The 17,865-nt window shown below is 68.0% G+C and carries 20 protein-coding genes; 11 read left to right on the top strand and 9 right to left on the bottom strand.

Annotation, left to right across the window (positions count from 1 at the left end):
• Positions 1-20: 20 nt before the first annotated feature.
• The 4 genes from ygfZ to ABD089_RS04380 are packed head-to-tail and all read right to left on the bottom strand — an operon-like array spanning position 21 to position 2,127.
• Positions 21-956: a CAF17-like 4Fe-4S cluster assembly/insertion protein YgfZ gene (gene ygfZ / locus ABD089_RS04395; RefSeq protein WP_343885000.1), complete on the bottom strand. Its 936-nt coding sequence runs from the start codon at positions 954-956 to the stop codon at positions 21-23.
• On the bottom strand, positions 956-1,453 hold the full coding sequence (locus ABD089_RS04390; RefSeq protein ID WP_343884999.1) for a heme-binding beta-barrel domain-containing protein: 498 nt from the start codon (positions 1,451-1,453) through the stop codon (positions 956-958). Before ABD089_RS04390 ends, ygfZ begins: the two co-directional genes overlap by 1 nt.
• Positions 1,450-1,611 (bottom strand): hypothetical protein, encoded by a 162-nt coding sequence (locus ABD089_RS04385; protein WP_343884998.1) that lies wholly within the window; start codon positions 1,609-1,611, stop codon positions 1,450-1,452. The genes ABD089_RS04390 and ABD089_RS04385 overlap by 4 nt, the downstream gene beginning before the upstream one ends.
• Positions 1,612-1,620: 9 nt before the next feature.
• Positions 1,621-2,127: a GNAT family N-acetyltransferase gene (locus ABD089_RS04380; protein WP_343884997.1), complete on the bottom strand. Its 507-nt coding sequence runs from the start codon at positions 2,125-2,127 to the stop codon at positions 1,621-1,623.
• A gap of 31 nt (positions 2,128-2,158) precedes the next feature.
• Here ABD089_RS04380 and dtd point away from each other — a divergent pair, with 31 nt between their 5' ends.
• Positions 2,159-2,626 carry a D-aminoacyl-tRNA deacylase gene (dtd, locus tag ABD089_RS04375; RefSeq protein WP_343884996.1) on the top strand — a complete coding sequence of 156 codons (468 nt, stop codon included), beginning with the start codon at positions 2,159-2,161 and terminating at the stop codon, positions 2,624-2,626.
• A gap of 64 nt (positions 2,627-2,690) precedes the next feature.
• Here dtd and ABD089_RS04370 read toward each other — a convergent pair whose 3' ends face one another.
• The gene (locus ABD089_RS04370) at positions 2,691-3,332 is read right to left on the bottom strand and encodes a winged helix-turn-helix domain-containing protein (RefSeq protein ID WP_343884995.1); all 642 of its coding nucleotides are present in this window, start codon (positions 3,330-3,332) and stop codon (positions 2,691-2,693) included.
• A 104-nt stretch (positions 3,333-3,436) separates the two neighbouring features.
• Between ABD089_RS04370 and ABD089_RS04365 the strand changes: the two genes are divergently transcribed.
• Entirely contained in the window at positions 3,437-4,291 is an 855-nt protein-coding gene (locus ABD089_RS04365) for an NADase-type glycan-binding domain-containing protein (protein WP_343884994.1), read from the top strand.
• 98 nt (positions 4,292-4,389) lie between these two features.
• On the opposite strand, the gene ABD089_RS04360 is transcribed toward ABD089_RS04365, so the two are convergent.
• Positions 4,390-4,992 carry a hypothetical protein gene (locus ABD089_RS04360; RefSeq protein WP_343884993.1) on the bottom strand — a complete coding sequence of 201 codons (603 nt, stop codon included), beginning with the start codon at positions 4,990-4,992 and terminating at the stop codon, positions 4,390-4,392.
• Between the two features lie 106 nt (positions 4,993-5,098).
• Here ABD089_RS04360 and mshD point away from each other — a divergent pair, with 106 nt between their 5' ends.
• The 9 genes from mshD to ABD089_RS04315 all read left to right on the top strand — a co-directional run bounded on the left by mshD (position 5,099) and on the right by ABD089_RS04315 (position 15,180).
• Positions 5,099-5,989 carry a mycothiol synthase gene (gene mshD, locus ABD089_RS04355; protein ID WP_343884992.1) on the top strand — a complete coding sequence of 297 codons (891 nt, stop codon included), beginning with the start codon at positions 5,099-5,101 and terminating at the stop codon, positions 5,987-5,989.
• A gap of 10 nt (positions 5,990-5,999) precedes the next feature.
• Positions 6,000-8,093 carry an RNA degradosome polyphosphate kinase gene (locus tag ABD089_RS04350; protein WP_343884991.1) on the top strand — a complete coding sequence of 698 codons (2,094 nt, stop codon included), beginning with the start codon at positions 6,000-6,002 and terminating at the stop codon, positions 8,091-8,093.
• Between the two features lie 3 nt (positions 8,094-8,096).
• Positions 8,097-8,978 (top strand): NUDIX hydrolase, encoded by an 882-nt coding sequence (locus tag ABD089_RS04345; protein WP_343884990.1) that lies wholly within the window; start codon positions 8,097-8,099, stop codon positions 8,976-8,978.
• 164 nt (positions 8,979-9,142) lie between these two features.
• On the top strand, positions 9,143-10,282 hold the full coding sequence (gene pstS / locus ABD089_RS04340; protein ID WP_343885382.1) for a phosphate ABC transporter substrate-binding protein PstS: 1,140 nt from the start codon (positions 9,143-9,145) through the stop codon (positions 10,280-10,282).
• A gap of 82 nt (positions 10,283-10,364) precedes the next feature.
• Positions 10,365-11,510 (top strand): phosphate ABC transporter permease subunit PstC, encoded by a 1,146-nt coding sequence (pstC, locus tag ABD089_RS04335; protein WP_343884989.1) that lies wholly within the window; start codon positions 10,365-10,367, stop codon positions 11,508-11,510.
• Positions 11,510-12,697 (top strand): phosphate ABC transporter permease PstA, encoded by a 1,188-nt coding sequence (gene pstA / locus ABD089_RS04330; RefSeq protein WP_343884988.1) that lies wholly within the window; start codon positions 11,510-11,512, stop codon positions 12,695-12,697. The genes pstC and pstA overlap by 1 nt, the downstream gene beginning before the upstream one ends.
• 25 nt (positions 12,698-12,722) lie before the next feature.
• Positions 12,723-13,499, top strand: coding sequence for a phosphate ABC transporter ATP-binding protein PstB (gene pstB / locus ABD089_RS04325; RefSeq protein ID WP_343884987.1), 777 nt, complete (start codon positions 12,723-12,725; stop codon positions 13,497-13,499).
• A gap of 64 nt (positions 13,500-13,563) precedes the next feature.
• Positions 13,564-14,430 carry a ferredoxin family protein gene (locus ABD089_RS04320; RefSeq protein ID WP_343884986.1) on the top strand — a complete coding sequence of 289 codons (867 nt, stop codon included), beginning with the start codon at positions 13,564-13,566 and terminating at the stop codon, positions 14,428-14,430.
• A 138-nt stretch (positions 14,431-14,568) separates the two neighbouring features.
• Positions 14,569-15,180: a helix-turn-helix domain-containing protein gene (locus ABD089_RS04315; protein ID WP_343884985.1), complete on the top strand. Its 612-nt coding sequence runs from the start codon at positions 14,569-14,571 to the stop codon at positions 15,178-15,180.
• Between the two features lie 49 nt (positions 15,181-15,229).
• Here ABD089_RS04315 and ABD089_RS04310 read toward each other — a convergent pair whose 3' ends face one another.
• The 3 genes from ABD089_RS04310 to ABD089_RS04300 form a co-directional block, all read right to left on the bottom strand.
• Positions 15,230-16,102, bottom strand: coding sequence for an amino acid ABC transporter permease (locus ABD089_RS04310; RefSeq protein ID WP_343884983.1), 873 nt, complete (start codon positions 16,100-16,102; stop codon positions 15,230-15,232).
• On the bottom strand, positions 16,102-16,788 hold the full coding sequence (locus ABD089_RS04305) for an amino acid ABC transporter permease (protein WP_343884982.1): 687 nt from the start codon (positions 16,786-16,788) through the stop codon (positions 16,102-16,104). Before ABD089_RS04305 ends, ABD089_RS04310 begins: the two co-directional genes overlap by 1 nt.
• Before the next feature lie 81 nt (positions 16,789-16,869).
• The gene (locus tag ABD089_RS04300) at positions 16,870-17,847 is read right to left on the bottom strand and encodes a glutamate ABC transporter substrate-binding protein (RefSeq protein ID WP_343884981.1); all 978 of its coding nucleotides are present in this window, start codon (positions 17,845-17,847) and stop codon (positions 16,870-16,872) included.
• Positions 17,848-17,865 lie beyond the last annotated feature (18 nt).

Genomic DNA, 17,865 nt, shown 5'->3' with positions numbered 1-17,865 from the left:
TGGTGGTCTGCGTGAACAGGTCAGCGCAGGCTGGGACGGACATGCAGGCCCACCTCAGGATCAACCAGCACCTCCTGCGCGGCGGCGATCCCGTCGGCGATGAGCGTGGCGTCGACCGGGACATTGCGCTTCACCAGGCCCAGTGCCACCGGACCCAGCTCGTGGTGGCGTTCGCTCGAACCCACCAGGCCCACCTCCCGCTCGTCCAGCAGCAGCGGTGAACCGGGGGCCGGCAGGGAGTCCATCGACCCGTCCAGGTGCAGCTGGACCAGCCGCCGTGGCGGTCGTCCGAGAGTGTGGACTCGCGCGACCGTCTCCTGGCCCCGGTAGCAGCCCTTGCTCAGATGGGTGCCGAGCAGGCCGATCTCGTTGGGGATGGTGCGGTGGTCTGTGTCCAGGCCGATGCGCGGTACCCCGCCGGCGATCCGGACGGCCTCGTGCGCCCAGACGCCCGCCGGCGTGCCCTCGGGAGCCTCGCGGTCAGCCGGCCAGAAGACCTCCCTGCCACGTCCGACCAGGCTGGTGCGCGACACCACGTCTGCTGGCAGCGTGACCTGCTCGCCCACCCACAACAGGCCCAGGTCGTCTGGCGTGCTGACCTCGACGCGCATCATGAACCGCATCCGGTCGAGCCAGCCGGCGAGCTCGGTCACCCGCCCGGGTTCGGTCCAGGCCCAGAAGCGCTCGCCGTCGTCGATGCCGTGCAGCACGTGCTCGACATGCCCGGTTGGCGACAGCAGCAGCGCCTCGACCGACTGGCCGGGCGCGAGCGCCTCCAGGTGCTGGGAGGTCAGGGAGTGCAGGAAGGTGAGCCGGTCAGGTCCGGCGACCCGCACGATGCCGCGGTTGCCAAGACCCACGACCGCAGTTCCGCCCTCGAGGGCGCGCTGTTCGCGCATCGGGTCGCCGTGGTGCCAGACCAGGCCCGCGTCGAGACCGGATTCGATGGTGACCATCAGGCGCGCTGCAGCCGGGCCCACAGGTAGGGCTGGAGCTGGTGGTTCGTGGTGGCGCGGTCGAAGGTCCACAACAGGTCACCCTCCACCTGGCCGTAGAGGCGCTGACCGCCGGTGTACTCGGTCTCCGCGGTCTTGGTGCGCATCACGGCGTCGGTGACGAGCTCGATCTTGGCGCCCTCGATCTTGCCTGCCCACACTTCGCTCCAGCCGTCGGGGTTGGTCAGGACGACCTCGACGCTGGCGTCCATCTGCGGACGCCAGAAGCCGGTCTCCATCATCAGCGGACGGACGGGGTTCCCGTCCCCGTCCACCTCGAACATCTGGGAGAGATAGTGCAGGTAGGGGCCGCCGTTGGTGCTGAACTCGACCTGCTGGGCGTACTCGAACTCGCCGTGGCCGGGCCAGCTGCCCTTGCCGCTGCCCTCCCAACGCCCGATCATCCAGGCCAGCGCCATCAGCTGGGGGTTCAGGTCAGAGGGAATCTCGAAGGTCATGTCGTCTCCTCGGGGCGTGGGGTGGCTGCGGTGTCGCGGCGGCGGCCACGACCGACCCGAGCAGCGGAGGGGAACAGCAAGGTCACCAGCGCGGCCAAGGACACGAGGGCCATCGACAGGGAGGCGACCACCAGCGCCAGGACGTCGAAATGAGCCACCCGCAGAGTCTAACCAGTCGCGGCTTGGCTTTGTTCCGGCCACTTCGCTGCGGCCAGTTCGTGCTCCATTACCAAGCAGCTCGTCACCCAGGTGACGCCTCGGTCGGTGGGCCAGGTCTCGACCACCGTGCGGTCACCTCGGTAGCCGAGGCGTCGGTACAGCGCCGTGGCCCGTGGGTTGTCGTGCTCCACCGACAGTGCCGCCCGCTCGACACCGCGGTCAAGGCAGCGCCGCTCCAGCTCAGCAACCAGGGCGGCACCGATGCCCAGCGACTGCCAGGCGTCGTCCACGCTCAACATCCACAGCCAGCCCGTGCCGGGTTCCTTGTCGAAGTCGACGCCGCCGCAGGCCACCAGCCGACAATTGGGCAGCTCGGCGACCACCAGCTCTACCGTGCCGGCCCAGGAGCGCTCCATCGCCTTCTGCAGCGCGGTCAGGTGGGCGTCGCCGCCGCTCCACGCCAGCAGGTCGATGTCGACGGGCTGCAGGTCCCGGTAGGTGAGTTCGATCTCCACCCCGACATTGTGCCCGGCTAGCCTCACCGGCATGAGAGTCGTGGTGCAGCGGGCCCTGTCCGGTCACGTCGAGGTCGCTGGCGAGGTGGTCGGATCCCTGCCCAGCCCCGGGCTGGTGGTGCTGGTGGGCGTCACCCACGACGACGATGCGGCCGTGGCACGCAAGCTCGCCGACAAGGTGTGGGGGCTGCGCATCCTGGACGAGGAGCGATCGGCCGCCGAGGTTGGTGCCCCCCTGCTGGTCGTCAGCCAGTTCACCCTCTACGCCAACACCCGCAAGGGTCGTCGTCCGTCCTGGAGCGAGGCCGCTCCGGCGCCGGTCAGCGAACCGCTGGTGGACGCCTTCGTGTCATGCCTGGGCGAGCTGGGAGCGCACGTCGAGACGGGAGTTTTCGGGGCAGACATGCAGGTGCACCTGGTCAACGACGGCCCGGTGACCTTGGTCATCGACTCCGCGCAGTGGGCCGAACCGCGCCGGTCGCCAGGTCTGGGCGGCTGAGGTCTGGGCGGCTGGGGTCTGGGGGGTTGAGGTCTGGGGGGTTGAGGTCTGGGGGGCTGGGGCCTCAGCGGTTGGGCTGGTAACGGTAGCCGACATTGCGCACGGTGCCGATGTGGGCCTCGTACTCGGTGCCGAGCTTGGCACGCAGGCGCCGGATGTGTACGTCCACCGTGCGGGTGCCGCCGTAGTAGTCGTAGCCCCAGACCTCGCTCAACAACTGCTCGCGAGACAGCACCCGTCCCGGATGCAGGGCGAGATACTTGAGCAGCTCGAACTCGGTGTAGGTCAGGTCGAGCGGTTGCCCACCCATCTGGACGGTGTAGGCCGACTCGTCGATCACCAGAGGGCCGGACGAGATGATGTCGTCGTCGCCCGCGCGCGTGAGCAACAACCGGATGCGGGCGTCAAGCTCCGCGGGCGTGGCCTTGTCCAGAACGAAGTCACCGGCACCCCAGTCCCTGGTGATCACGGCCAGGCCCGCGGCGTCCACGAGCAGGAGCAGGGGCAGACCGACCAGCGCGCACTCCCCGGCCAGACGTCGGGCGGCGCCCAGGTCGGAGCGGGCATCCAGCAGGACGAGGTCCGACTCTTCCTGCTCGTCCCATGAGAGCTCCGGCTGATGCCGCACGATGCTGTGCGCCAGCAGTTCCAGCGCCTCCGGCAGGGCGCGGCCAGAGCCCGCCTGCACCACGTGTACTCGCGCCATCCGACCTCCCTCTCGACGTCCATCCTCCCACGCGGCGGATGTGGGAACGCCAAGCTTCCACGAGAGCTGCCCACGTGGGATCAGGGCGCCACTAGGCTCCCTGCATGAGTGGCGACTTCCCGGAGGAGTGGTTCCGGCCACCCTCCGCCACCCCCGAGAGCCCTGCGAACGCGCAACCACCGGCCCCGCCGGCGCCGGCCAACGCCGCCGCGGTCAAGCAGGTGGGCGTCCAGGTCTTCGAGCCCGCGTCGGCACCTCCGACAGCGCCGGCACGCCGCCATTCACCGTGGCGCCTGCTGGCTGCGCTGGTGATGATCGTGGCGATCATCGCGGCTGCCGCCTGGGTGGCCCGCCAGATGTGGATGCCCACGACCGCCACCAGCCGTGCGCCGGCGGCCACGGTGCCCATCTCCCCCTCGGCAGCACCCTCGCAGCTTCCAGCCACCCCGGCCGCGGAGGCGACGCCGTGGCTGGGTGCGGTCAATGCGGTCGTCCCCGAGCAGGTCTCCGCCACCTGCACGGCCCCCGCGCAGACCGGTCAGGGCGGTGAACGGGTGCCCTCGGACGCCACCCGCTTGCTGGACGACGACGCGACCACCGGCTGGCGCTGCAATGGGGACGCGGTGGGAGAGCGCATCACCTTCACCTTCCAACCGGGGACCGAGCTGGTGGGGGTGCGGGTGGTGAACGGCTACTCGAAGATCACCAATGGTCATGACCTCTACCCGCAGTACCGACGGGCGACGACGATTCGTTGGTCCTTCCCCGGCCAGGGCGATGCCTTCTTCGTTCAGGAGTTGGACGACGAGTCGAGCGCATCGCAGGAGGTTCGCATTCCCCGCAGCGAGGCGCGCGGCGGCGTCACCGCGGAGATCGTCAGCACCACCCCGCCCGGTTCGACGGACGAGACACGCGATGCGCTGGTGCTGACCTCGGTCACCTTCCTCGGCCGCGCCTAGCATGCGGTCACCGTGACTGGTCGCTCAGTGACTGGTCGCTCAGTGGCTGGTCGGTCAGGGACTCACCGGTCAGGGACTGGGCGCGCAATGACCGGCGATCAGCTCGTCGGCCCGCGCCTCAGCACGAGCGTGTCAGCATCGGCATCGCTCAGCCGGGTGGCACGCCGCGGGTCCAGGTTGCGGCTGATGACCCGGGGCAGCACGCCACGGGGGCCGGCGCCCTTGATCGGGTGGAGGCAGCCGAAGGCGACGCCGAGTACCAAAAAGATGCCGCCCGTCAGGGCCCACCAATGGGCGTGCTCCGCCGGTGCCGTCGTGCGGACCAGCTGCGCGGCCGCGATGCATCCGAGAATGCCAGCCACCGCGGCCACCCAGGCAGTCGCGCGCGACGGCGCGATCCACCCGGCCAATGCCACGTCCTTGACCCCGAGCCACTCGCGCTGGGCCTGGTGCCACACCCACCACTGCAACAGCGAGACGAGCACCGCGACGGTCGCGCAGATGTTGACCGCCGTGGGCCACAGGCGTGACTGGTCACCCACGCGCAGAAGTGTCCGCGAGGTCATCAGGAAGCAGAGCAGCGACAAGATACTGGCCAGCAGGCCAGCGCCCAGCAGTCGCAGCAATGCGGCTGTGCGCTCGGCCACGACCGGCTGGCCGCAGGGCTGCGGATGACCGTTCTGGGTTGGCTGCGCTTCCACGGCTCCACGATAGTGGGTGAGGCTGACAGGCCGGGTGAGCAGGTGTGCACCGTCCGCTGAGCTGAATGGGTCGCCGCAAGCTGCGCGCGAGGGTAGCTTGGTGCTGGTGAAGCACGCCATCATCCGCACCTGCGCCCTGACGCCGGACCAGCGCAACGCGGTCGACGCCTTGATCGACCGGTCAACACAGGCAGACGGTGTGAGCCCGCTCAACGAGGCGGCCTCCTTCGGGCTCCAGGGCCGCGGTCACGTGATGCACTGGCTGGCCTTTGAGCAGGGTGCACTGGTGGGCTATGCCCAGGCCGATCGCGACACCCACTCGGTGCAGCTCGTGGTCTCGCCGAAATTCCGTCGGCAGGGCGTCGGCACGGCGCTCGCGGAAGCCGTCCAGCAGGTGGAGAAGGAGCCCAATTGGTGGGCCTTCGACAACGGAGACGGCGCGCGGGCTCTCGCGGGCAGGATCGGCGCCACCCTCGACCGCGAACTGTTGATCATGGAACGGGACCTTGTCGAGCATCCCGTCGACGATGAGCCCACACCCGAGGGCGTCGAGCTCAGTGCCTTCGTCCCGACCGACGCGATGGCCGTGGTGGACGTCAACGCGGATGCATTCGCCGAGCACCCGGAGCAGGGCGACATGACCCTGGACGACTTCCAGGTACGCACCCAGGAGCCGTGGTTCGACCCGCAGGGGCTGATCGTGGCCCGCGACGAGGACACCGGGGCCATGCTTGGTTTCCACTGGACAAAGATCGAGACCTCCGACCCGGCCTTCCCCGGTGAGCCGATCGGCGAGGTATACGTGATCGGGGTGGCTCCCGAGGCGTCCGGGCGGGGGATCGGACGTGCGCTGTTGAACGCTGGTCTCGCACATCTGGCGGCGCATGGCGTTCGGCGGGTGCGCCTGTACGTCGAGGCTTCCAGCACCCGGGTCGTTCGGATGTATGAATCCGCTAGTTTTGTGCTCGTCACCAAGGACGCCAGTTATACCTCCTAGGAGAGCACCCGTGGACACCCGCCCTGGTTCAGTCGCAGAACTGCCCTCGAACCGGTTCTCCGATCGAGAGCTGTCGTGGCTCGCCTTCAACAACAGGGTGCTCGACCTGGCCAAGGACAGCCTGCGCATCCCACTTCTGGAACGAGCAAAGTTCCTCGCGATCTTCTCGTCCAACCTGGACGAGTTCTTCATGGTGCGCGTGGCCGGCCTCAAGCGCCGCATCGACGCCGGTGTCGCGGTTCCCTCGGTCACCGGACAGATGCCGCGTGACCTGCTGGATTCGATCCTGGCCCGCACCCACGAGCTGGTCGAGGAGCAGTCCAATGTCTTCCAGGGCGAGATCCGCCCCGCCCTGGCCGAAGAGGGCATCGAGATCCTGCGCTGGGACGAGCTGACCGCGGCCGAGAAGGACAAGATGCGCACGCTGTTCAGCGAGCGCATCTTCCCCGTCCTCACCCCCCTGGCGGTGGACCCCTCGCACCCCTTCCCCTACATCTCCGGGCTCTCGATCAACCTGGCGGTGCTGCTCAAGAACCCGATCACCGGCGCCCGGCAGTTCGCGCGCGTCAAGGTGCCCACCCTTCTCAACCGCTTCATCCAGTTGGGCGAGGGCCGATTCCTGCCCCTGGAGGAGGTCATTGCCCGTCATCTGGACCAGCTCTTCAGCGGCATGCAGGTGATCGAGCACACCACCTTCCGCGTGACTCGCAACGAGGACGTCGAGGTCGAGGAGGATGACGCCGAGAACCTGCTGTTCGCGCTGGAGAAGGAGCTGTTGCGCCGCAAGGTCGGCCGCCCCCCGGTGCGCCTCGAGGTGCAGGACGACATCGACGACAAGATGCTCGAGCTGCTGAAGACCGAGCTGGACGTCAGCGCGAAGGAGGTCTTCCGCCTCCCCGCCCCGCTGGACCTGCGCGGCCTGTTCTCGCTGGCCGACGTCGACCGGGACGACCTGAAGTACCCGAACTTCCTGCCGGTGACCCACCCCGACCTGGCCGAGGTCGAGACCGCCCAGCCCGCCGACCTGTTCGCGGCGCTCAAGCAGCGCGACGTGCTGCTGCACCACCCCTATGACTCGTTCGCCACTTCGGTGCAGCGCTTCGTCGAGCAGGCCGCAGCCGACCCGAAGGTGCTGGCGATCAAGCAGACGCTGTACCGCACCAGCGGTGACTCCCCCATCGTGGACGCCCTGATCGAGGCGGCCCTGGCCGGCAAGCAGGTGCTTGCCGTGGTCGAGATCAAGGCCCGTTTCGACGAGCAGAACAACATCGCCTGGGCCCGCAAGTTGGAGAAGTACGGCGTCCACGTCGTCTACGGCATGCTCGGGTTGAAGACCCACTGCAAGCTCTGCCTGGTGGTACGCGACGACGGTGATGGGCTGCGTCGCTATGCCCACATCGGCACCGGCAACTACAACCCCAAGACCGCCCGGATGTACGAGGACATGGGCCTGCTCACGTCCAACCCGATCATCACCGACGACGTGGCGCGACTGTTCAACCACCTCTCGGGCATGACGCAGGAGACTCACTACCGCCGCCTGCTGGTTGCCCCGCACTCGATCCGCTCGGGCCTGCTCTCCCAGATCGAGAATGAGATCAAGAACAAGCAGGCCGGGTTGCCGGCCGGGGTCAAGATCAAGGTCAACTCGCTGGTGGACGAGCGGGTCAGCGACGCGCTGTACCGTGCCAGCCAGGCCGGGGTCCCGGTGGACGTGTGGGTGCGTGGCATTTGCGCCCTGCGCCCGGGAGTGCCGGGGCTGAGCGAGAACATCCGGGTGCGGTCGATCCTGGGCCGCTTCCTGGAGCACTCGCGCATCTTCTGGTTCGCCAACGCCGGCCACCCCAGCGTCGGCATCGGGTCGGCCGACCTGATGCACCGCAACCTCGACCGCCGCGTGGAGGTGCTGGTCAGCCTCACCAACCAGCGCCACATCAGCGAGGTCCAGCGCATGTTCGAGGTGGCCTTCGACGAGTCCACCGTCTCCTGGCAGCTGGTGGGCGACGAGTGGACACCCCACACCACCGATGAGTCCGGCCAGCCCCTGGTCGACCTGCAGGAGCAGCAGATCATCGAGACCCGAACCCGCCCCAGGCGTCGTTGAGCCATGTCACGCAAGACCCGACTGGTTGCGGCCGGTGCGGTGGTGCTGCGCACCCACAACGGCACACAGCAGGTGCTGCTGGTACGACGTCCCAAGTACAAGGACTGGAGCCTGCCCAAGGGCAAACCCGAGTGGGACGAGGACCTTCCCGCGACCGCGGTGCGCGAGGTCCGGGAGGAGACCGGCGTCGTCGTCCGGCTGGCGCTGCCGCTTGGCACCACCCAGTACTCCGTCAAGGGCGACAAGAAGGTCGTCCACTGGTGGCTCGGACGGCAGGTGATCGCCCACAAGCACGCCAAGGACTCCGAGGTCTCCAAGGTGCGGTGGATGGACGTCGACGAGGCCCGGCGCAAGATGACCTACCGCGACGAGCGTGAAATCGTCACGGCTGCCCTCGCGGCACCCCCGACCGGGACGCTGCTCATCGTGCGCCACGGAAAGGCGATGTTGCGACGCCACTGGAGCGGTTCGGACGCGAAGCGCCCGTTGAGCACCCGGGGGCGGCGGCAGTCCAAGAGGCTGGTCCCGATGCTGGCCGCCTTCGGGGTCGAGGAGCTCCTCTCGTCCACCTCCACCCGGTGCCTGCAGACACTGCAGCCGGCGAGCGAGAAGCTGGACCTGCCGCTGTGCGGGGTCGCGCTGCTCAGCGAGGAGGAGGCGGACGGCCACGAGGACCGGGTCGTCGCCCTGGTCGCAGCCTGGCGCCAACGGGTGGGCGAGCAGGCCACCGCGCTCGCCGTCTGCGGCCACCGCCCGGTGCTGCCTGCGATGCGCGCCGGGGCCGGCGTACAGGACAAGGCGATGCTCACGGCCGAGACGCTCGTCATACACGTGACCGCAGACGGACGCGTGGTCGCCCACGAGACACACAAATCTGCCTTCTGACTAGGTTTTTCCCGTACCACAGCCAATCGGGCGGAACGTTCACCGTGCGTTCACGCAAGCAGTCCATTCCGGTCACGTCCGCTGCCTACCGTGTGCCACCGAGGGGCAACACCGCTCCGCGCGGTACCCAACCGCGACCAGCCTCACAAGGAACCCACGTGACGATGATCCGCTTCGGCAAGCTCGCCGCCCTCGCTGCGGTCGGAACTCTGACCTTCACCGCCTGTGGCGGTAGCACCGAGTCCTCGACCTCCACCACTTCCGCTGCTGGTAGCACCACTGCCACCGCCGCGGCGGCCGCGCTGGCCTGCCCCACCGGCAAGCTGGTCGGCGGCGGTTCCACCGCCCAGAAGCTCGCCATGGAGACCCTCACCTCCGACTACGCCGCCGAGTGCGGCAACAAGGGCACCATCGAGTACTCAGGCACCGGATCGGGCCAGGGCATCAAGGACTTCTACAACAAGCAGATCGACTTCGCCGGTTCGGACTCGGCGCTGAAGAGCGAGGCGAACAGCGACGGTGTGATCGAGGTCGACAAGGCCAAGGCCCGCTGCTCGAACAATGCCGCCTGGAACCTGCCGATGGTCGTCGGCCCGATCGCCTTCGCCTACAACCTGGACGGTGTCGACAGCCTCGTGCTGACTCCCGAGGTCGTCGCCCAGATCTTCAACGGCAAGATCACCACCTGGAACGACAAGGCGATCGCCGACCTGAACTCCGGTGTGACCCTCCCGTCGGACAAGATCTCGGTCTTCTTCCGTTCGGACGACTCGGGCACCTCCGAGAACATCCAGAAGTACCTGGCCGCCGCTGCCACCACCAACTGGAAGACGGAGGCGGCGAAGAAGTGGGCCGGCACCGCCGGTGAGGGCAAGAAGGGCTCCCAGGGCGTGGCCGACGGCATCGCCAGCACCAAGGGTGGCTTCGGCTACGTCGAGTGGAAGTACGCCAAGGACTCCCAGCTGGGCGTCTCGCAGATCGACAACGGCGACGGTGCGGTCGAGCTGAGCGCCGAGAGCGCCGGCAAGGCCGTCGAGAGCGCCACCGTCACCGGCACCGGCAACGACCTCGGCCTGAAGCTGAAGTACACCGACAACGGCGCTGGCGCCTACCCGGTCATCCTGGTCACCTACGAGATCGCGTGCTCGAAGGGCCTGGACGCCGACAAGACGGCCCTGCTCAAGGACTACCTGTCCTACATGGTCAGCACCGACACCCAGGAGTCCCTGCCCGACCTGGGTTACGCCCCGCTGCCCGAGTCGCTGCGCACCAAGGTCGAGACCGCCGTCCAGGCGATCAGCTGACCCCTGCAGTACGAGTCATCCAGATCGGGCTTGGCCCTCTCGCCAAAACGCGAGGGGGCCAAGCCCACCTCAGGGAGAATTGATGCCCACCTCAGACGGCGACACCCGCCCACTCGACAGCTCGCCGGTGGCGGCCGACCCACGGATCAGCCTCAAGGCCGAACTGGACGGCGCTGACCCGCTGCGCGCACCGATTGCGAACGAGGGTGCCACCCTGACCCACGACGCGACCGAGTCGCCCGTCGGCCAACGGCACCCCGCAGAAGACACCGCCACCACCGCCCCTGCTCCCCGTCACATCCAGCTTCCAGCCCCGAAGAAGGGCCCCGACCGCGTCTTCCGCGGCCTGGCGTCCGGCGCTGGCTTCCTGATCGTGGCGATGATCGCTGCCATCGCGATCTTCCTGCTGATGCAGGCGATCCCCAGCCTGGCCAAGAACGAGGTCAACTTCCTCACCTCGAACGAGTGGACGGTCGCTGACAACCGCCTCGCGTTCGGCATCGCCGGCATGCTCTGGACCACGGCGATCTCCTCGATCATCGCGATGCTGCTCGCCGTGCCGATCGCCGTGGGTGTCGCACTGCTGATCACCCACTACTCGTCCAAGCGAGTGGGCAACACGGTTGGCTTCCTCGTCGACCTGCTGGCTGCGGTCCCCTCGGTCGTCTACGGTCTGTGGGGCGCTCGCGTGCTCGGCCCGGCCCTGGCCCCCTTCACGGGTTGGATCCAGGACAACCTGGGCTGGTTCCCCCTGTTCTCGCGCGGGCTCTCGTCCACGGGCACGGTCTTCATCGCCTCCCTCGTGCTGGCGATCATGATCCTGCCGATCGTCACCTCGATCTCACGCGACGTCTTCCGCCAGACCCCGCGTGACCACATCGAGGCCGCCTACGCGCTCGGCTCGACCAAGTGGGAGATGATCAAGACCGCGGTGCTGCCCTACGGCCGCTCCGGCGTGATCGCCGCCTCCATGTTGGGCCTGGGCCGCGCACTCGGCGAGACGATCGCCGTCATGTTGATCCTGTCGACCACCAATGACACCAAGATCGACTTCTCGCTCTTCGCCGGCGGCCAGACCTTCGCCGCCAAGATCGCCAACAACGCCGCCGAGTTCGACTCGGCGACCAAGACCGGCGCCTACATCGCTGCTGGCCTGGTGCTGTTCGTCCTGACCTTCGTGGTCAACGCCCTGGCCCGCATGATCGCCGACCGTGGAAAGGCCAAGTGATGTCGTCCGTCGTCAGCCCGGAGAGGGCAGAGACCAGCGGTCTCGACCTGAGCCGCCCCAAGGGGCGCCGCGGGGTGGTGGACCAGACCTTCCGGGGCATGGTCTGGGCCGCCGCCGTGATCGCGATCATCCCGCTGCTGTGGATCCTGTTCACCGTCCTCAGCAAGGGCCTGCCGGTGATGTTCACCGCGCAGCCCGACTACACCAAGGTGTGCGTCGTCGAGGGCAAGGCTCCCGACCGCACCTACTCCTCCTACCAGCGCGTCGCCGCCGCCGACTGCGAGGCCGGCACCAATGGTGCGTCCAACCGCTGGGTCGTCGGCGGGGCCTACCCCGCCGTCGGTGAGTTCATCGCCTCCACGGTCGACACCGTCAGCCGGGACCCCAAGGCGCGCAATGCCGAGACCGTCGTCGGCATCCCCGGCAGCGACAAGGCTGGCAAGATCCTGCAGCCCTCGCTCCAGTGGTGGACGCATGACGCTGGCGCCACTCCTGACAACAAGCCCGGCGGCGGCGTGGTCCACGCCCTGGTCGGCACCTTGTGGGTGGGTTTCATCGCCTCCATCATCGCCGTGCCGCTCGGTGTGCTCGGCGCCTACTACCTGGTGGAGTACGCCCGGGGCACGAAGATGTCCAAGGTCGTCTCGTTCATGGTCGACATCCTCACCGGTGTGCCCTCGATCGTCGCGGCACTGTTCGTCTATGCCGTGCTGATCACCATGCTCGGCCTGGAGCGCTCAACCTTCGCCTCGGCGCTGGCCCTGGTGCTGCTGATGCTGCCCACCGTGCTGCGCTCGACCGAGGAGATGCTCAAGCTCGTGCCGGACTCGCTGCGCGAGGCCTCGTACGCGCTCGGTGTGCCGAAGTGGAAGACGATCACCAGCGTGGTCACGCCCACCGCCTTCAGCGGTATCGCGACCGGCATCGTGCTCGGCATCGCCCGCGTCATGGGCGAGACCGCACCGCTGCTGATCTTGCTCAACTACGCACGCAACACCAACTGGAACCCCTTCGGGAACACGATGGGGACCCTGCCCACCATGATCGCCAATGCCGCCGCACTGCCCGAGAACTACCCGGGCACCGACCGTGGCTGGGGCGCTGCCGCAACCCTGATCCTGCTGGTGATGGGGCTGAACCTGCTTGCCCGCTGGATCGGCAACCGCGGCAAGCTCAAGGAAAAGTAAGAAGTCACGGGAGACCAGGAAAACAATGGCCAAGCGCATCGACGTTGACAACCTCAACATCTACTACGGCAACTTCCACGCGGTGAAGGACGTCAACCTCACCGTGGAGCCGCGCACCGTGACTGCCTTCATCGGGCCGTCCGGTTGCGGAAAGTCCACCGTGCTGCGGACGCTGAACCGCATGCACGAAGTCATCCCCGGCGCCCACTGCCAGGGCTCGGTCAAGGTTGACGGCACCGACCTCTACGGCGAGGGTGTCGACCCGGTGGCGGTCCGCCGCCTCGTCGGCATGGTGTTCCAGCGGCCGAACCCCTTCCCGTCCATGAGCATCTACGACAATGTCGCCTCGGGCCTGCGCCTGAACGGCATCCGTGACAAGAAGGTGCTGGACGAGACGGTGGAGCGCTCGCTGCAGGGCGCCAACCTCTGGAACGAGGTCAAGGATCGCCTCGACCGCGCCGGAGTCGGCCTCTCCGGCGGCCAGCAGCAGCGCCTGTGCATCGCCCGCGCCATCGCGGTGGCGCCCGAGGTGCTGCTGATGGACGAGCCCTGCTCGGCCCTCGACCCGATCTCGACCCTCGCGGTCGAGGACCTGATCCAGGAGCTCAAGGAGCACTACACGGTCGTCATCGTGACGCACAACATGCAGCAGGCTGCGCGTGTGTCCGACCAGACCGCCTTCTTCAACCTGGAGGCCCAGGGCAAGCCGGGCCAGCTGGTGGAGATCGGCGCGACGGACAAGATCTTCTCCAACCCGGACCAGAAGGCCACCGAGGACTACATCACTGGTCGTTTCGGCTGATCGACGATCCCGAAGGGCGCCCCGCTGAGTCTTGGCGGGGCGCCCTTTTCCGTAGGCTGCCGTCATGACTAAGTGCTCGGTGGAGAACCTGACCGTCCCGGCGATCGGGACGGCCCCGTCCGCGCGCTTCTGGGTGGCGCTGGAGCAGCCCGGCTCATGGGGTGCGAAGGCCTTCATCCAGTCTCGGCTGGATCCCGGTGTGGGTGCCGCGCTGGAGAAGCACTGCGCGGATGCCGGCGGACGCTGCCTGCTGGTGCGTGACCCGGCCGACCATGCCGAGGTCGAGGGTGAGCGGCGGGTCTTCGTCGGGGGCGGTCCGGGGTCTGCGCCGTGGGTGGCGACAGCTGTCGTCCAGTCCGCCGATGACCTGCTGCGGTGGCTCGAACAGACGCCCGACCTCGACGTGCGGCCCGCTCCCCCGGCCTGGCTGACGGCGTGTGAGCCGGTGTTGCTGGTGTGCACCAATGGCAAGAGAGACCAATGCTGCGCGCAATTCGGTGGTCGGCTGGCGCGCGAACTGGCCGCCGACTTCCCCGGACGGGTGTGGGAGTCGACGCATCTGGGTGGGCACCGCTTCGCGGTGACCGCGCTGCGCCTACCCTCCCGGCAGGTGGTGGCGCGAATGGACGTCGACCTGGGGCGAGCGGCGCTGCAGCCGGGGCTGCTGGCCCTGGACGAGCAGCACGACCGCGGACGAAGCGACCTGCCGGACGCCTTCCGGGCCGCGGACGCGTGGCTGCGTTCGACGACCGGACGGACCACCCCGGACGCGTGGAGGTTCAGCCTGGACGGCGACGTGGTGGTGGCCCACGGGAACGACGGCGAACAGCGGCTGCTGGTGCGCCAGAGCTCCGACGAGCACAACCTGCTCCCGGACAGTTGCGGCAAGTCCCCCGTGCCGGTGACCAGCTGGACCGTGACCCTGGGCTAGGGCATCAGGCCTTGTCAGTGAGGGAGCAACGAAGCGTGGCACTGGTGCAGCCGAGAGTGGCAGGCCGAGGTGGTGCTGGCCGCCTGCGCCAGCCCTAGCGTCATTGGCACCACCCGATCCACACGAAGGAGCACGGCAATGACCACCACCGCAGATCGCATCAAGCAGTGCCGCCAGCAGGCCGGGATCTCCCAGTCAGAGCTCTCCAGCCGCCTGATGGTCTCCCGCCAGGCCGTCAGCAAATGGGAGTCCGGGGCAGGGCTTCCGGACGTCGCCAACCTCAAGTCCATGGCCCAGCTCTTCGACGTCAGCGTCGACTACCTGCTCGCGGACGACTCGTCCGCGGTGCCCACCGGTGTGGCGATGCGCCAGCCGATCGACCTCGCGTCCATCGAGCCGTACAAGATCGCGGGAAAGCCGCTCGGTTCGCGTCACCACGCAGCGGTGGTGGCCGCCTACCCGCAGGCCGAGGCGATCTGGGAGCTGGGCCGGATGAAGCGGAACACGAAGCCGCAATCGGCGATCGAATGGGTGCTGGCCTTCGTCACCGACGCTCCCTTCGGCATCTTCGGCACCGCCGACGCCGTCGCGAACCACGATGCCCACTACCTGGTCGACGCCGCGAACCGCCAGCTGCTGGTGCGGGTGGGGGCGCACGAGATCGAGAGCCGCGAGCTGGGCGAGAAGGTGTCCGGCAAGACCTTCACCCTGGGCCAGGACGCCTTCCGCCGGGGCGCGAAGGTGCGTTGACCACTCACCCGGGGGCCGGCGCCCAAACCCAGCCCGAAGAGAACCTGGGTCAGGAGACCGCCTGGGCGCCGAGTCCGAGGGCGCCCCGGGAGGGCGAGGCGCGGCGCGCCATGCGCTCCTGCAGGCGGTCGGCGGCCTGTGTCAGGAGGTAGTTGACCAGCACGAAGACCAGCGCCACCACCAGATAGGTCTGGATCATGCTGTGGGTGAAGGCGGTCAGCACCCGGCCCTGCTGCATCAGCTCTGGATAGCTCACGACATAGCCCAAGGTGGAGTCCTTGAGCAGCGAGACCAGTGCGGTGAGCAGGTTTGGCAGGACGAGCCGGAAGGCTTGCGGCAGCACGACCAGCCGCATGGTCTGCCGTTCGGTCATGCCGAGGGATAGGGCGGCCTCGCTCTGGCCCTTGTCGACGGCCAGGATGCCGGCTCGGAAGACCTCCGCGGTCGAGGCGGAGCTGACCAGGATCATCGGGATGACCAGCATCCAGAAGATCGGGAGGTCGACGTTCTGACCGCTGATCTTCATCCGGGGCATGACCAGCAGGAAGAAGTAGACCACCAACAACATCGGAACGGAGCGGAAGAACTCGATCCAGGCCGTGGCCAGCCGGCTGAGCACCCGTCCGCCCGAGTGCCGGGCCAGGGCCAGGAGCAGGGCCATCGGGAAGGCCACGACGGCGGCGGTGACGAGGGCCAGGAAGGTACCCTGCAGACCCACCGCCAGGAAACGCAGGTTTGCCGGATCGAGGAAGGGCGTCCACTTCTCCGCGTCCAGTTGGTGGTTGTACCAGAACTGCCACAGCCCGAGCCACACCACCGCCATGGACGCGACGCTGACCAGCACGGTCCAGATCCGGATGCGGCGCCGTCCCCGGGGGCCCGGCTCGTCGAACAGGACTCGGGTGGCATGGGTGGCGGACATCAGGCCATCTCCGTCCCCGCGAGCGGGATCTCCCTGACGGGTGCCGTGGAGCGGAAGCGCTGCTCCAGACGGCCACCCACGGCGCCGGCACCCAGCGACAACACCAGATACGCAACGCCCGACAGGAGGAACAATCCCACCGCCGCGGCGTACTGGATGTTGAGCTGCTGGGTGACGTTGGTGAGGTCGGCGACGCCAGCCACCGCGCACAGGGAACTGCCCAGCAGGGTGCCGATGAAGACGTTCACCATCGGCTGCACCATCGTGCGCAGGGCCTGGGGAAGCACGATGTAACGCAGCTGGGTGGCGAAGCCCATCCCCAGGGCACGTGCCGCCTCCGACTGCCCGATCGAGACTGTGTTGATGCCCGAGCGCACCGTCTCGCACACGAAGGCGGCGCCCGAGAGCACCAGCGACAGTGCACCGCACCAGAACAGCGGCATCACCGCGCCCACCTCGGGCAGACCGAAGGTGATCAGGATGACCAGGCTGAGCAGCGGGATGTTGCGGAAGAACTCGACGTAGATGCCTGCCACCACCTGCAACGGTCGCACCGGGCTGACGCGGCAGATGGCCAGCAGGGTGCCCAGCACGAGGGCTCCGACGAACCCGATCACGGTCAACAGCAGCGTGGTCAACAAACCGCGCAGCAACAACGGGTACTGGTCATGGATGATCGTCCCCACTGGACTGTTCCCCTCTCATCGGCGCGCGTGCGCGCGCGAACCGAACTGCGGCGGCAGCAGTGCTGCCGCCGCCGACTGGGCTCAGCTGCCCTCGACCGAACCGATCTTCGGCGGTGTAGGGGCGTCGCCCTGGACGTAGGCGCTCAGGCAGAGATCCCACAACGCCTTCCACTGCCCCTGGGCCTCGATCTGCTCCAAGAAGGAGTTCACGAAGGCCTTCGCGGTCGGATCGGACTTCGTCAGACCGATTCCGTAGGCGTCGGTCGTGAACGGCTCACCGACGACCTTCACCCCTGGGTTCGCCACCGCATTCGACAACAGGATGGACTGGTCGAGGATGTACGCCTCCACCCGGCCCTGGGTGAGCGCGGAGACGCAGGAATCGTTGTCGGTGAACAGCTGCACCTGCGCCGTCGGGATCTTCTCCTTGATGGCGGTGATGGCGGTGGAGTTGGTCTCGGTGCAGACCTTCTTGCCGGCCAGATCCTCCACGGACGTGATGGAGTCATTGGACGACTGCACCTGCACCGCGACACCCGAGGTGAAGTAGGGGCCGGCGAAGGCAACCTTCTGTGCCCGGGCTGGGGTGATCGAGTAGGTGGCAACGACGACGTCAACCGTGCCGTTCTGGATCATGGTCTCGCGGGTGTCGACGGTGGTCTGCTTGAGCGTCGAGAGCTTGGAGACATCGCTGCCCCCGGTGATGTAGTGCGCCAGCAGGTCGCCGATGCCGGCGTCGAAACCGAGAATCCGACCGGTGGCGGGGTTGAGCAGACTGAACAGCTGCCCGGTGTTGGTGCCGCCGCGCACGATCTGCCCGGCTTGCTTGATCTTCGCCGCCCATGGGCAGGCAGCGACCACGTCGTCCGAGGCCACCGGCCCGGAGGTGATGATCGCGTCATAGTCCGCGGCACTGATGGCGGATCCGGATGCCGTGGAGGCGCTTGCGCCCGGAGAGGTGCTCGTGGTCGCCTTCTTCGAGCAGCCCGCGACGAGCGCGGCGGCGCCGAGCGAGGCGGACAGGGTGAGCAGGTTCCTCCGGCTGAGTGATTCGGTCATGACCGGTTCCTTTCTGGT

The sequence above is a fragment of the Luteococcus sanguinis genome, from assembly GCF_039527675.1.
Lineage (GTDB): Bacteria > Actinomycetota > Actinomycetes > Propionibacteriales > Propionibacteriaceae > Luteococcus > Luteococcus sanguinis.
Note: the sequence above shows the minus strand (reverse complement) of the source record. Positions and strands in the feature narration are given on the sequence as shown.

Coding starts and splice junctions, on each gene's coding strand:
- ygfZ (WP_343885000.1), bottom strand. CDS start 956: ATGGTCACCATCGAATCCGGTCTCGACGCGGGCCTGGTCTGGCACCAC.
- ABD089_RS04390 (WP_343884999.1), bottom strand. CDS start 1,453: ATGACCTTCGAGATTCCCTCTGACCTGAACCCCCAGCTGATGGCGCTG.
- dtd (WP_343884996.1), top strand. CDS start 2,159: ATGAGAGTCGTGGTGCAGCGGGCCCTGTCCGGTCACGTCGAGGTCGCT.
- ABD089_RS04370 (WP_343884995.1), bottom strand. CDS start 3,332: ATGGCGCGAGTACACGTGGTGCAGGCGGGCTCTGGCCGCGCCCTGCCG.
- ABD089_RS04365 (WP_343884994.1), top strand. CDS start 3,437: ATGAGTGGCGACTTCCCGGAGGAGTGGTTCCGGCCACCCTCCGCCACC.
- ABD089_RS04345 (WP_343884990.1), top strand. CDS start 8,097: ATGTCACGCAAGACCCGACTGGTTGCGGCCGGTGCGGTGGTGCTGCGC.
- pstS (WP_343885382.1), top strand. CDS start 9,143: ATGATCCGCTTCGGCAAGCTCGCCGCCCTCGCTGCGGTCGGAACTCTG.
- pstC (WP_343884989.1), top strand. CDS start 10,365: ATGCCCACCTCAGACGGCGACACCCGCCCACTCGACAGCTCGCCGGTG.
- pstA (WP_343884988.1), top strand. CDS start 11,510: ATGTCGTCCGTCGTCAGCCCGGAGAGGGCAGAGACCAGCGGTCTCGAC.
- pstB (WP_343884987.1), top strand. CDS start 12,723: ATGGCCAAGCGCATCGACGTTGACAACCTCAACATCTACTACGGCAAC.
- ABD089_RS04320 (WP_343884986.1), top strand. CDS start 13,564: ATGACTAAGTGCTCGGTGGAGAACCTGACCGTCCCGGCGATCGGGACG.
- ABD089_RS04315 (WP_343884985.1), top strand. CDS start 14,569: ATGACCACCACCGCAGATCGCATCAAGCAGTGCCGCCAGCAGGCCGGG.
- ABD089_RS04310 (WP_343884983.1), bottom strand. CDS start 16,102: ATGTCCGCCACCCATGCCACCCGAGTCCTGTTCGACGAGCCGGGCCCC.
- ABD089_RS04300 (WP_343884981.1), bottom strand. CDS start 17,847: ATGACCGAATCACTCAGCCGGAGGAACCTGCTCACCCTGTCCGCCTCG.